This window comes from Aeromicrobium choanae (genome assembly GCF_900167475.1).
GTDB lineage: Bacteria > Actinomycetota > Actinomycetes > Propionibacteriales > Nocardioidaceae > Aeromicrobium > Aeromicrobium choanae.
The window spans coordinates 2,610,205-2,622,391 of the sequence record NZ_LT796768.1; the positions used below are offsets into that span (position 1 = coordinate 2,610,205).

Consider the following 12,187-nt stretch of genomic DNA (forward strand, 5'->3'; position numbering starts at 1 on the left):
CAAGTCTCGCACACTCAGTCCACCGTGGGCACACGGGACAGGAACCGCTCGCGGTCGACCACGACCCGGCGCACCTGGCCACTGGCCACGAGGACCTCGTTCCGGTCGCGCGCGGAGACCTCGAAGATCACCATCCGCCCGTCGCGCTGGGTGAGCGAGGCCGTCGTGGTGATCGTGGCACCGACCCCGCTGGCGGCCAGGTGCTGCACCTCCACGCGGGTGCCCACGCTCGTCTGGCCCTCCGCCAGGTCGAGGGCGGCGCACGTGGCCTCCTCCAGCCAGGCCAGCAGGACCGGCGTCCCGAGCACCTCGAGATCGCCGCTGCCCACCGCGCGGGCGGTGTGCTCGGGCCCGACGGTGTGGGTCACGGTGGCGTGACTCGCGTCGCCGGCCACGCTCACACGCCCATCGTGTTGCGCGGGTACAGCGCGTTGACGTCGGTGGCGACGTTCACGAGGTAGGGCACGCCCGAGGCGAACGCGCGGTCCAGGGCCGGGCCGATCCCGCGCGGGTCGGTGACGAACTCGCCGCCGCCCCCCAGCGCCTCGACGACCTGGTCGTACCGGGTGTTGGGCGCCAGGTCGGCCGCCACGTCGTAGCCGTAGAGCATCTGCATCGGGGGCTTCTCCAGGCCCCACGCCGAGTTGTTGCCCACGACGATGACGACCGGAAGGTTGTGACGCACCAGGGTGTCGACGTCGATGAGGGACATGCCCGCCGCGCCGTCGCCCATCAGCAGCACCACCTGGCTGGACGGCCGGGCGATGCGCGCGGCCATCGCCGCGCCGAGGCCGGCGCCGAGGCAGCCGTACGGTCCGGGGTCGAGCCAGCCGCCGGGGCGCTGGGGCTCGACGAACTTGCCGGCGAACGACACGAAGTCGCCGCCGTCGCCGATCACGACCGCGTCGTCGGCCAGCCGCGGCAGCAGCTCGCCGTAGATGCGCGCGGGGTGGATCGGGTCGGCCTCGGCGGTGAGCAGGGCCGAGTCGCGCTCCACGGCGGAGGCGACGACGTCCTGCAGCTCGCCGAGCCAGGAGGCCCAGTCCGGCCGGGACGTGCCGGACTGCAGGCCCTGGAGCAGGGCGTCGAAGACGAGGGTGAGGTCGCCGGCGACCGAGCCGCCGAGCGATGCGTGCGTGGAGACCTGGCCGGGGGAGTCGGCGACGTGCACCGTGACGGCGGGGTCGCCGCCCTCCTTGCCGCCGAAGCGACCGAAGCCGAGCCGGAAGTCCAGCGGGGTTCCCACGACCACGACGAGGTCGGCGGTGCCCAGCGCGCGCGAGCGCGCCTTGGTGACGAGGTTCGGGTGGCCTCCGGGGACGATGCCGCGGCCCATGCCGTTCGCGATCGCGGGGATGCCGGACTCCTGGACGAAGCGCAGGGCGGCCTCCTCCGCGTGGTCGGACCACACGTCGCTGCCCAGGATGACGACCGGGCGTCGCGCCTGCGCCAGCAGCCGCACGATGCCGGCCACGGCGTCGGGGTCGGGCTCGAGGCGGTTCGTCGTGGGACCGCTCGACACGTGCTTCACCGGGCCGGAGTTGAAGAACTCGTCCATCGGGATGTCGACGAACGTGGGGCCGCGGTGCGAGGAGCCGGCGAGGGTGAACGCCTCGTCGACGACCGGCGCGATGTCGGCCAGGCTGCGCGCCGTGGTGGCCGACTTCGTGATGGTCTGGAAGATCGGCGGGTGGTCCAGCTCCTGCAGCGTGCCGGTGCCCCAGGTCGACTCGGCGGCGCGGCCGCCCACGACGACGAGCGGCGATCCCGAGAAGTACGCCTGGGCCACGGGGCTGACGCCGTTGGTGACGCCGGGTCCGGCGGTCAGGACGGCCAGGCCGGGCGTGCGGGTCAGCTTGCCGATGGCCTCGGCGGCGAAGACGGCCGAGGGCTCGTGGCGCACGTCGATGATCGGCATCGGCGAGTCGGACTTCACCGCGGCGTCGTACATCGGGAAGATGTGGGCACCGGACAGGGTGAACATCGCCTCGGCGCCGTGGGCGCGCGCGACGTCGAGTGCGTGGTGGCCGCCGTGCGGCCCGGTGGGCTCGGGGAACGTGGCGTCCTGCTGCTGGTCTTCGGTCATGTGACGCAGGTTACCCGCGAGTCGCTTCCAGCGGAGCCCTAGGCTCGGAACGTGCCCTCCTTCGAAGACATTGCCGACGCGCAGACGGCTCTCACGACCGCGCAGATCGATCGCCTGCAGCTGCTGGTGACCGACTGGCAGATCGTCGCCGACCTGTCCTTCAGCGACCTCGTCCTGTGGGTGGAGGACGCCGAGGAGAAGGGGATGTGGGCGGCCGCGCAGATCCGTCCGACCACCGGTCCCACCACGCTGCTGGAGGACGTCGTGGGCACGTTCGTCCCGCGCGACCTGTCCGACATCGGCGACGAGGTCCTGGCCGACGGTGCCGTGGTCGTCCAGACGCCCGTGCCGGTCATGTGGGCCGGTCGCAGGATCGCGCTGATCGTCACGCGCCGCCCCGCCACGGACCGCCGCGCGGCGGGCGCCCTCGAGTCGGCGTACCAGCGCACGAGCGAGGAGCTGTTCGAGATGATCCAGCGCGGCGAGTTCCCGCTGCCGGGCGTCCCGTCCGAGCTGGCCGACTCCCTGCGCGTGGGCGACGGCTTCGTCCGCACCGACGCCGACGGACTGGTCGCCTACGCGAGCCCGAACGCCCTGTCGGCCTACCGGCGGCTGGGCTACACCGGCGACCTGCGCGGCGCCGACCTGATCGACCTGACGACGCACCTCATCGGCGCCGATGCCGACCGGCCCTTCAGCACGCTGTTCGGGGCCGGCGAGGCGGAGGCGGAGATCGAGAGCGGTGGCGCATCGATGCTGCTGCGGATCATGCCGCTGCGCAGCGGGGGAGCGGCGACCGGCTCGCTGATCCTGCTGCGTGACGTCACCGAGCTGCGGCTGCGCGAGCGGGAGCTGGTCTCGAAGGACGCGACGATCCGCGAGATCCACCACCGGGTGAAGAACAACCTGCAGACCGTGGCGGCGCTGCTGCGGCTTCAGAGCCGCCGGATGGAGATCCCCGCCGCGCGCGAGGCCCTGCAGGAGGCCGAGCGCCGGGTGGGATCCATCGCGCTGGTGCACGAGACCCTCAGCCAGTCGTTCGACGAGTCAGTCGAGTTCGACGCGATCGCGGACACGCTGCTGCGCACCGTGCTGGACGTGGGCGGGGGCGTGGTCAAGGCCGAGCGCGTCGGCTCGTTCGGGCTCGTGCCCGCCGAGATCGCCACGCCGCTGGCGATGACGCTCACCGAGCTCGTGCAGAACGCGGCGGAGCACGCGTTCGGGCCGGAGGGCGGCCGGGTGATGCTCGCGGTGAACCGGATCCGCGGACGGATCCGGCTGCGCGTGAGCGATGACGGACGGGGCCTGCCGGACGACTTCGATCCGACGCTCAGTCTGGGGCTGTCGATCGTGTCGACGCTGGTGCGGGGGGAGCTGAAGGGCGAGCTCGACTACGAGTCGATGCCGTCGGGCGGCACGACCGTGACGATCGCGTTCGGGCTGTGAGCCCGATCAGGCGGTGCGGATGCGAGCGCGGGCGTTGCGACGCTTCAGCGCGCGGCGCTCGTCCTCGCTGAGGCCGCCCCACACGCCGTGGTCCTGGCCGGACTCGAGTGCCCACTGGAGACACTGCTCACGCACGTCGCAGCGACGGCACACCAGCTTGGCCTCTTCGACCTGCAGGATCGCCGGGCCGGTGTTGCCGATCGGGAAGAACAGTTCCGGATCTTCGTCCAGACAGGCCGAACGATGACGCCAATCCATACGGATGACTCCTTTGGCTGCTTACGTGGGGGGAAACCGCGCACCGGGGCGCACGCTCGTCCAGTTTCGCAAGGTTCTCCACAGTCCACAACCACTGTCGGCGGACTGGTTCTGAGGGAAACGTCACATATTCGTAACACGGAAATTGCTTGCGTTCACGCCGCGTTAGCCTGAGACGGTGCCCGTCTCCACTCGTATCCCTCTCCTCACGGCCGCGGTCGTCGTCGCCCTGCAGGGCCTGGTCTTCCTCGTGCTGGCGGTGCTCGACCTGAGCGGCCTGGTCTCCGGACGCATCGCCGTCGGGGTCGGGATCGGGATCCTGCTGCTGCTGGTCGGCGCCGGCCTGGTCGCGGCGGCCGTGGGTCTGGCCCGCGGCGCCCACGTCGCCCGGGGGCCCGCGGTGGTCGCCCAGCTGATCGGTCTCGGACTGGCCTGGTCGCTGCGCCAGCCCGACCCCAACACGGGGGACAACCGCGCGGTCGCGGTGGCGATCGCCGTGTCGGCCCTGGTCGTCCTCGGATCCCTGGCCACGGGCCCGGCTCGCCGGGCGCTGGCCGACGACTACGAGGCGTGACCCGTGTGCGAGACTTGACGCTGGGGCACACCCCGTCCTCACCCGCGGAAAGACACCGCACCCGGCAGCCGGACCGGCGCCGCCCGCACCTGTAGTCCCACGCTGCGCGAGGAACCATGTCCACCCAACTCGACCCGATCGATGCTGACCTGCTCATGACGCTCACCGAACACGACGACCCCGTTTTCTCGCTGCACCGCGGCGGAAAGATGGAAGTCGCCTCGACGGTACCCGTGGCGGACGCCGACGACCTGTCGCTGGCCTACACGCCGGGCGTCGCGAAGGTGTGCGAGGCCATCGCCGCCGATCCTGAGATCGCGCACGAGTACACGTGGGTCGGCAACACGGTCGCCGTCGTCACCGACGGCACGGCCGTCCTGGGCCTGGGCGACATCGGTCCCGCCGCCGCGATGCCGGTGATGGAGGGCAAGGCGATCCTGTTCAAGCAGTTCGGCGGCGTCGACGCCATCCCGATCGCGCTCGACACCACCGACACCGACGAGATCGTCGAGACGATCGTGCGGCTCGCCCCCACCTTCGGCGGCATCAACCTGGAGGACATCTCCAGCCCTCGCTGCTTCGAGATCGAGCGCCGCCTCATCGAGCGCCTCGACATCCCGGTCTTCCACGACGACCAGCACGGCACCGCCGTGGTGGTGCTCGCGGGCCTCTACAACGCGCTGCGCCTGACCGACCGCGAGCCCGACGAGATCAAGGTGGTCATCTCCGGCGCGGGCGCGGCGGGCGTGGCGATCACGAAGATCCTCCGCTCGGCCGGCGTGCGCAAGATCAGCGTCGTCGACCGCACCGGCGTGATCACGCCCGCGCGCGACGACCTGAACGAGGTCAAGCAGTTCCTGGCCGAGGAGACCGCCGACTGGGCCCGCCCCGGCTCGGTGGCGGACGCCCTCGACGGGGCCGACGTCTTCGTCGGCGTCTCGGGCGGCACGGTGCCCGAGGAGGCCGTCGCGAGGATGGCCCCCGACGCGATCATCTTCGCGCTGGCGAACCCGAACCCCGAGGTCCACCCCGACGTCGCGAACCGTCATGCGCGGATCGTGGCCACGGGCCGCTCGGACTTCCCGAACCAGCTCAACAACGTGCTGGTGTTCCCGGGCATCTTCCGCGGCGCGCTCGACGTGCGCGCCACGACGATCTCCGAGTCGATGAAGCTGGCCGCGGCCCGTGCCATCGCCGACCTCGTGGACGACGACGAGCTGACCGAGACCCACATCATCCCCTCGCCGTTCGACCCCCGGGTGTCGCAGGCGGTCGCCCGCGCGGTCACCGACACCGCCCGGCGCGACGGCCTGGCGCGTCGCCCCTACTGATCGGCCCACCCTCGCGGGCGGGCGGAGCGCGATCCGGTTAGGGTCGCACCCGTAGTTGTCGCCCCGACCCCAGGAGATCGCTCGTGTTCGCCGTCTACGCCGCCTCGATGGACCCCAAGAACCCGCTGGACGGTCTGGTGGTGGGCGAGCGGCCCGATCCCGAGGTGCCCGCCGGCTGGACCACGGTCACGGTCAAGGCCGCCTCGATCAACCACCATGACGTGTGGAGCCTGCGCGGCGTCGGTCTGCGCGAGGAGTCGCTGCCGATGATCCTGGGCTGTGACGCCGCCGGCTTCGACGAGGACGGCAACGAGGTCATCGTGCACGCCGTGATCAGCGATCCGGACTGGGTGGGCGACGAGACGCTCGACCCCCGCCGCTCGCTGCTGTCGGAGCGCCACCAGGGCACCTTCGCCGAGAAGGTTGCCGTGCCGCGCCGCAACGTGGTGCCCAAGCCGGCCGGACTCTCGATGGCCGAGGCCGCGTGCCTGCCCACGGCGTGGCTGACCGCCTACCGGATGCTGTTCACCCAGGCCGACCTGAGCCCCGGCGACGCGGTGCTGGTGCAGGGTGCCGGGGGAGGCGTCGCCACCGCCGCGATCACGCTGGCCCGCGCGGCCGGCTTCCGCGTGTACGCGACCAGCCGCGACGAGGACAAGCGCCGGCGCGCCTTGGAGATCGGCGCGCACGAGGTGTTCGAGTCCGGTGCCCGGCTGCCCGTCAAGGTGGACGCCGTGATGGAGACCGTCGGTGCGGCCACGTGGTCGCACTCGGTGCGCTCCATGCGTCCCGGCGGCACGCTCGTCATCTCCGGCGCCACCTCGGGGGACGCCCCGTCCCACGCCGAGCTGACCCGGATCTTCTTCCAGCAGATGCGCGTCCACGGCTCCACGATGGGCACCCGCGAAGAGCTGCGCCGGCTGGCCGAGTTCATGGCCGTCACGGGCACCACGCCGCTGATCGACGCCGAGATCCCCATGGAGAACGCCGCCGAGGGCCTTCAGCGGGTCATCGACGGCGACGTGTTCGGCAAGATCGTCCTCACCCGCTGACCCGCCGCGCTCGGACGTCAGTCGAGCAGGTGCCGCAGGTACCTGTCAGGGCGGTCGAGGAAAGCGCGCCAGTGGTGCAGCAGCTCGAGATCCTCCCAGGCCGTCTCGCGCCAGCCCCACTCGCCGACCTCGAGGATGCGCGCCCCCGGCAGCGACGCCAGGACGGGGGAGTGCGTCGCGCACAGGACCTGGCCCCGGTCGCGGGTGATCCGGTCGAGCGTCGCCATCAGGGCGAGCGTGTTGGAGAACGAGAGGGCGGCCTCCGGCTCGTCGAGGCAGTAGAACCCCGCCCCGTCGAAGCGGTGCTGCAACAGGGCCACGAAGGACTCGCCGTGGCTCATCGCGTGGAAGTCGGGCTCGTGAGGATTGCCGCCCGGGTGGTCCGCGAGGTAGGAGTACCAGCCGTGCATCGTCTCGGCGCGCAGGAAGAAGCCCCATCGGCCGCTGCCGACCCCACGCTGGATCGTCAGGTCCTGCCACAGTGACGACTCGGTCTCGCGGGTCTGGTGGCGACCGAAGGCGGAGCCACCCTCGGGCGACAGGCCGTACGCGACGGCGATCGCCTCGACGAGCGTGGACTTGCCCGAGCCGTTCTGCCCGACGAGGAACGTGACCCCCGGGCCGAGGTCGAGGCCGTCGCGCACCAGCTGGCTCACCGCGGGGATCGAGGCGGACCAGTCGCCCGGCTCCGTGCCGGTGACCCGCACGACGGGCGGCTGATCGAAGTCCACGGGAGCAACCTAGTGGCCGGGACCGACACCGAGCGGCACAACGACGTTCGGCGAGCGGCGGTCAGTCCTCGTCGTCGTCGAGGCGGGCCAGCCAGGTGGCGAGCCGCTCGACGGGCACCTCGAACTCGGGGTTGAGGTCGACGAAGATCGAGAACTGCTCGGCCAGCCACGCGAAGGAGACCTCCTCCTCCCCGCGGCGGGCCGTCAGCTCCTCGATGCCCCGATCGGTGAAGTACATCGTCGGATCAGGCGAAGGCCCGGTTCATCAGGTCCTTGAACTCGGTGACGTGCACCGCGTGCGAGCCCACCGACGGAGCCGAGGACTCCGGGCGGGTGACCTGACTCATCGGCAGGCCGAGCGCATCGCGCAGGTACAGCGCGACGTGCGGCCACGGACCCTGGTTCTCGGGCTCGTCCTGGACCCAGCGGATCTCGCGGGCGTTCGGGTACTTCGCGATCTCCTCCTTGAGCTCGGCCAGCGGACGCGGGTAGAGTTGCTCGAGACGCACGATCGCGGTGCGCGGGCTGTCGCCCTCGCGGCTCTTGCGGTCGGTCATCAGGTCCCACGTGACCTTGCCCGAGCACAGGATGATGCGCTCGACGCGGCTCGGATCCACCGTGTCGTCACCGATGACCGGACGGAACGTGCCGGAGGTGAAGTCCTCCGGCTGGCTCGCGGCCAGCTTGTTGCGCAGCATCGACTTCGGCGTGAAGACGATGAGCGGACGGTGCTGCGACTGCAGGTTCTGCCGGCGCAGGAGGTGGAAGTACGACGCGGGCGTCGACGGCTGGGCGATCGTCATCTCGTCGTTGGCAGCGAGCGTCATGAAGCGCTCGATGCGGCCTGAGGAGTGGTCCGGGCCCTGGCCCTCGTAGCCGTGCGGCAGCAGCAGCACGACGCCGGACTTCTGGCCCCACTTGGTCTCGCCCGAGCTGATGTACTCGTCGATGACCGACTGGGCGCCGTTGACGAAGTCGCCGAACTGGGCCTCCCACATCGTCAGCGCCTCGGGACGGGCCACGGAGTAGCCGTACTCGAAGCCGAGCGCGGCGTACTCGCTCAGCAGCGAGTCGTAGATGTAGAACGACGCCTGGTCCTCGCCCACGTGCTGCAGCGGGGTCCACTCGGCACCGTCCAGACGGTCGATGATCGTGGCGAAGCGCGTCGTGAACGTGCCGCGGCGCGAGTCCTGGCCGACGAGGCGCACGGGACGCCCGTCGAGCAGCAGCGAGCCCATGGCGATGATCTCGCCGGTGCCCCAGTCGATGGGGCCGGCGGTGATCGAGGCCGCGCGGCGCTGCAGCTGGGGCAGCACCTTCGGGTGCACCGTGAAGCCCTCGGGCACGTTCGTGTAGGCGTCGGAGACGGCCTTGAGCGTGTCGGGGGTGATCGCGGTGACGAGCTCCTCGTCGTACGGCTTCTCGGGGTAGTCGGGGGTGCGCGAGTAGCCCGTGGCGTGCTGGGCCTGCTTGACCTTCGCCAGGTTCTGCTCGAGCAGCTTCTGGTAGCCCTTCAGCGCCTCCTCGGCCTCCTCGAGCGTGATGTCGCCACGACCGACAAGAGCCTCGGTGTACAGCTTGCGCACCGACTTCTTCTTCTCGATCGTGTCGTACATCAGCGGCTGCGTGAAGCTCGGGTCGTCGCCCTCGTTGTGGCCGCGACGGCGGTAGCAGATGAGATCGATGACGACGTCCTTGTGGAACGTGCGGCGGTACTCGTAGGCCAGCTGCGCGGCGCGGATGCAGGCTTCCGGGTCGTCACCGTTCACGTGGAAGATCGGCGCCTGGATCATCCGGGCGACATCGGTGCAGTAGGTCGAGGACCGCGACGCCGACGGGCTCGTGGTGAAGCCGACCTGGTTGTTGACGATCACGTGGATCGTGCCGCCGGTGCGGTAGCCCCGGAGCTGCGACAGGTTGAGCGTCTCGGCGACGACGCCCTGGCCGGCGAACGCCGCGTCTCCGTGGACGAGGACCGGCAGCACCGGGAAGTCCTCGCCGCGGTTCAGCACGTCCTGCTTGGCGCGGGCGATGCCCTCGAGCACCGGGTCGACGACCTCGAGGTGCGACGGGTTGGCCGCGACCGAGACCTTGACCTTGTCGCCACGGATCGAGGTGAACTCGCCGTCGACGCCCAGGTGGTACTTCACGTCGCCGGAGCCCTGGACGGTGCGCGGGTCGATGTTGCCCTCGAACTCGCGGAACACGTTGGCCGGGTCCTTGCCGGCGATGTTCACGAGCACGTTGAGGCGGCCGCGGTGGGCCATGCCGATGCAGACCTCCTCGAGGCCGTCGGCGGCTGCGCCCTCGCAGATCTCGTCGAGCAGCGGGACCATCGTCTCGCCGCCCTCGAGGCTGAAGCGCTTCTGGCCGACGAACTTCGTCTGCAGGAAGGTCTCGAAGGCCTCGGCCTGGTTGAGCTTCTGCAGGATCCGCAACTGCTCCTCGCGGGGCTCCTTGACGTGCGGGCGCTCGAGGCGCTCCTGGAACCAGCTGCGCTCCTCGGGCTCCTGGATGTGCATGTACTCCACGGCCATCGTGCGGACGTAGGAGTCGCGCAGGATGCCCAGGATCTCGCGCAGCTTCATGAAGCGCTTGCCCGAGGCCTTGCCGAACGAGCCGACGGGGAACTCGCGGTCGAGGTCCCACAGGGTCAGCCCGTGCGACGCGATGTCGAGATCGGGGTGGGTGCGCTGGCGGTACTCCAGCGGGTTCGAGTCGGCCATCAGGTGACCACGGACGCGGAACGAGTGGATGAGCTCCAGCACGCGGGCCTGGCGGTCGACGTCGTCGTCGTGGTTGACCGAGATGTCCTGGGCCCAGCGGATGGGCTCGTAGGGGATCCGCAGCGACGTGAAGATGTCGTCGTAGAAGCCCTCGGCGCCCAGCAGCAGCTGGTGCACGCGACGCAGGAACTCGCCCGACTGCGCGCCCTGGATGACGCGGTGGTCGTAGGTCGAGGTGAGGGTCATCATCTTCGATACGGCCATCTGCGACAGCGTGTCGGCGGAGGCGCCCTGGAACTCCGGCGGGTAGTCCATCGAGCCGACGCCCACGATGAGGCCCTGGCCCGCCATGAGGCGCGGCACCGAGTGGTTGGTGCCGATGCCACCGGGGTTCGTCAGGCTCAGGGTCGTGCCCTGGAAGTCGCTGACCTCGAGCTTGTTGTCGCGGGCCTTGCGCACGATGGTCTCGTAGCCGCGCCAGAACTGCGCGAAGTCCATCGTCTCGGCGGCCTTGATGTTCGGCACCATCAGCTGACGCGTGCCGTCGGACTTCTGCACGTCGACCGCGAGCCCGAAGTTGATGTGCTCCGGGTTGAGCTGGACCGGCTTGCCCTTCTCGTTGTACTCGAAGCCGGTGTTCATCTCGGGCATCGACTTCACGGCCTGCACGACGGCGTAGCCGATCAGGTGCGTGAACGAGACCTTGCCGCCACGGGCGCGGGCGAGGTGGTTGTTGATGACGACGCGCTGGTCGAACAGCAGCTTGACCGGCACCGAGCGCACGCTGGTGGCGGTGGGGACCGCGAGGCTGGCGTCCATGTTGGTCGCGGTGCGCGCGGCGGCGCCTCGCAGGATGACCTTCTCGACCTCGCCGGGGCCGGTGGGCTGCTCGGCGGGCTTGTCCTTCGTGGGCTCCTTGGCCGCGGCGGGCTGCGTCTTGGCTGCCGGCTTCGGGGTGGGCGGAGCCGCGGCCGGAGCCGGCGGGTCCTTCTCCTCGGCCGCGCGCGCGGACGGTGCCTTCGCGGGCGTCGCCGGCTTCTCGGCCTGCTGCTTCGAGGGCTCGAGCGCCGGCTCGTCGGTCCGGGTCTCGGACGACTCGGACTTCGGCGGGGACTGCTGGTCCCCGGCCGACTGCCGGCTCTCGGTCACGCCGTTGGAGTCACCGTTGGAGCCGTACCCTCCCTTGCGGAAGAAGTCGGCCCATTCGTCGCCGACCGACGAAGGATCGGCGGTGAACTGGTCGTACATCTCTTCGACCAGCCACTCGTTGCTGCCGAAGTCGGGATGGGAAGCGTCGGTCGCCGACGCGGTGGGGGAGGACTCGGCCACGGCCTGAATCGCCTCTTCCGGGGAAAATCGCTCGCGTGATCGCGCACGGATGGTGGACTCATCACAGGGTAACGCGCGGGCCTACGACAACGCAGGCAGGTCAGGCAACCCGTCGATGAACGGACGTCAATCGACGCCCGGCGGGCTCAGGCGGTCTCGAGGGTGGCGTCGAGACTGATGTCGTCGACGCCGTCGAGTGCCTTGCTGACGGGGCACGTCTCCTTGGCCTCGTCGGCCACCTGCTGGAACTCGGTGGCGTCGATCCCCTCGGCCTCGGCCCTCACGGTGAGGCTGATCCGGGTGATCCGGAAGCCGCCGTCGGGGTCGGGGCCGAGCGTCACGTCGGCGGAGGTCTCCACCGCGTTCACGGTGGCGCCGGCGCGTCCGAGCAGCGCCGTCAACTGCATCGTGAAGCAGGCGCTGTGGGCCGCCGCGATCAGCTCCTCGGGGTTGGTGGCGCCGCCGCCGTCGTCGGACGAGCGCTTCGGGAACGACATCTCGAAGGTGCCCAGGCCCGAGGACGTCAGCTCGACCTGGCCGGATCCGTCCTCGAAGCCGCCGTCCCAGGCGGTGCGTGCAGTACGAGTGGGCATGAGGGGCCTCCTGTGGCTGGGGTGATGGTGCTCAGGTGGGTGTTCCTTCTCGACGCTAGCC

The 12,187-nt window shown here is 70.6% G+C and carries 11 protein-coding genes; 4 read left to right on the forward strand and 7 right to left on the reverse strand.

What is annotated here, in order from left to right:
• Nucleotides 1-14 precede the first annotated feature (14 nt).
• Together B5D60_RS12595 and B5D60_RS12600 are read right to left on the reverse strand one after the other, a co-directional pair.
• Nucleotides 15-401 carry a thioesterase family protein gene (locus B5D60_RS12595; protein WP_231948742.1) on the reverse strand — a complete coding sequence of 129 codons (387 nt, stop codon included), beginning with the start codon at nucleotides 399-401 and terminating at the stop codon, nucleotides 15-17.
• Nucleotides 398-2,086 (reverse strand): acetolactate synthase, encoded by a 1,689-nt coding sequence (locus B5D60_RS12600; protein ID WP_078700490.1) that lies wholly within the window; start codon nucleotides 2,084-2,086, stop codon nucleotides 398-400. Before B5D60_RS12600 ends, B5D60_RS12595 begins: the two co-directional genes overlap by 4 nt.
• Nucleotides 2,087-2,137: 51 nt before the next feature.
• Here B5D60_RS12600 and B5D60_RS12605 point away from each other — a divergent pair, with 51 nt between their 5' ends.
• The gene (locus B5D60_RS12605) at nucleotides 2,138-3,532 is read left to right on the forward strand and encodes a sensor histidine kinase (protein WP_078700491.1); all 1,395 of its coding nucleotides are present in this window, start codon (nucleotides 2,138-2,140) and stop codon (nucleotides 3,530-3,532) included.
• A gap of 6 nt (nucleotides 3,533-3,538) precedes the next feature.
• On the opposite strand, the gene B5D60_RS12610 is transcribed toward B5D60_RS12605, so the two are convergent.
• On the reverse strand, nucleotides 3,539-3,790 hold the full coding sequence (locus B5D60_RS12610; RefSeq protein ID WP_078700492.1) for a WhiB family transcriptional regulator: 252 nt from the start codon (nucleotides 3,788-3,790) through the stop codon (nucleotides 3,539-3,541).
• A 178-nt stretch (nucleotides 3,791-3,968) separates the two neighbouring features.
• Between B5D60_RS12610 and B5D60_RS12615 the strand changes: the two genes are divergently transcribed.
• From B5D60_RS12615 to B5D60_RS12625, 3 genes are all read left to right on the forward strand, one after another.
• Nucleotides 3,969-4,364, forward strand: coding sequence for a hypothetical protein (locus B5D60_RS12615; RefSeq protein ID WP_078700493.1), 396 nt, complete (start codon nucleotides 3,969-3,971; stop codon nucleotides 4,362-4,364).
• A 116-nt stretch (nucleotides 4,365-4,480) separates the two neighbouring features.
• Complete coding sequence (locus tag B5D60_RS12620) at nucleotides 4,481-5,695, forward strand: NAD(P)-dependent malic enzyme (protein WP_153303009.1); 1,215 nt, start codon at nucleotides 4,481-4,483, stop codon at nucleotides 5,693-5,695.
• Between the two features lie 83 nt (nucleotides 5,696-5,778).
• Nucleotides 5,779-6,747, forward strand: coding sequence for a zinc-binding dehydrogenase (locus B5D60_RS12625; RefSeq protein ID WP_078700494.1), 969 nt, complete (start codon nucleotides 5,779-5,781; stop codon nucleotides 6,745-6,747).
• A 17-nt stretch (nucleotides 6,748-6,764) separates the two neighbouring features.
• Here B5D60_RS12625 and B5D60_RS12630 read toward each other — a convergent pair whose 3' ends face one another.
• From B5D60_RS12630 to B5D60_RS12640, 4 genes are all read right to left on the reverse strand, one after another.
• Nucleotides 6,765-7,478 (reverse strand): AAA family ATPase, encoded by a 714-nt coding sequence (locus B5D60_RS12630; RefSeq protein WP_078700495.1) that lies wholly within the window; start codon nucleotides 7,476-7,478, stop codon nucleotides 6,765-6,767.
• A gap of 61 nt (nucleotides 7,479-7,539) precedes the next feature.
• Nucleotides 7,540-7,716: a DUF6104 family protein gene (locus B5D60_RS16800; protein ID WP_153303010.1), complete on the reverse strand. Its 177-nt coding sequence runs from the start codon at nucleotides 7,714-7,716 to the stop codon at nucleotides 7,540-7,542.
• A 7-nt stretch (nucleotides 7,717-7,723) separates the two neighbouring features.
• Entirely contained in the window at nucleotides 7,724-11,533 is a 3,810-nt protein-coding gene (locus B5D60_RS12635; protein ID WP_078700496.1) for a multifunctional oxoglutarate decarboxylase/oxoglutarate dehydrogenase thiamine pyrophosphate-binding subunit/dihydrolipoyllysine-residue succinyltransferase subunit, read from the reverse strand.
• Nucleotides 11,534-11,679: 146 nt separating this feature from the next.
• A complete protein-coding gene (locus B5D60_RS12640; RefSeq protein ID WP_078700497.1) occupies nucleotides 11,680-12,126 on the reverse strand; it encodes an OsmC family peroxiredoxin in 447 nt (148 codons plus the stop codon).
• Between the last annotated feature and the right edge of the window lie 61 nt (nucleotides 12,127-12,187).

Excerpts from the sequence above, each read along its gene's own strand:
- B5D60_RS12610 (WP_078700492.1), bottom strand. The coding sequence starts at position 3,790 with ATGGATTGGCGTCATCGTTCGGCCTGTCTGGACGAAGATCCGGAACTG.
- B5D60_RS12600 (WP_078700490.1), bottom strand. The coding sequence starts at position 2,086 with ATGACCGAAGACCAGCAGCAGGACGCCACGTTCCCCGAGCCCACCGGG.
- B5D60_RS16800 (WP_153303010.1), bottom strand. The coding sequence starts at position 7,716 with ATGTACTTCACCGATCGGGGCATCGAGGAGCTGACGGCCCGCCGCGGG.
- B5D60_RS12620 (WP_153303009.1), top strand. The coding sequence starts at position 4,481 with ATGTCCACCCAACTCGACCCGATCGATGCTGACCTGCTCATGACGCTC.
- B5D60_RS12640 (WP_078700497.1), bottom strand. The coding sequence starts at position 12,126 with ATGCCCACTCGTACTGCACGCACCGCCTGGGACGGCGGCTTCGAGGAC.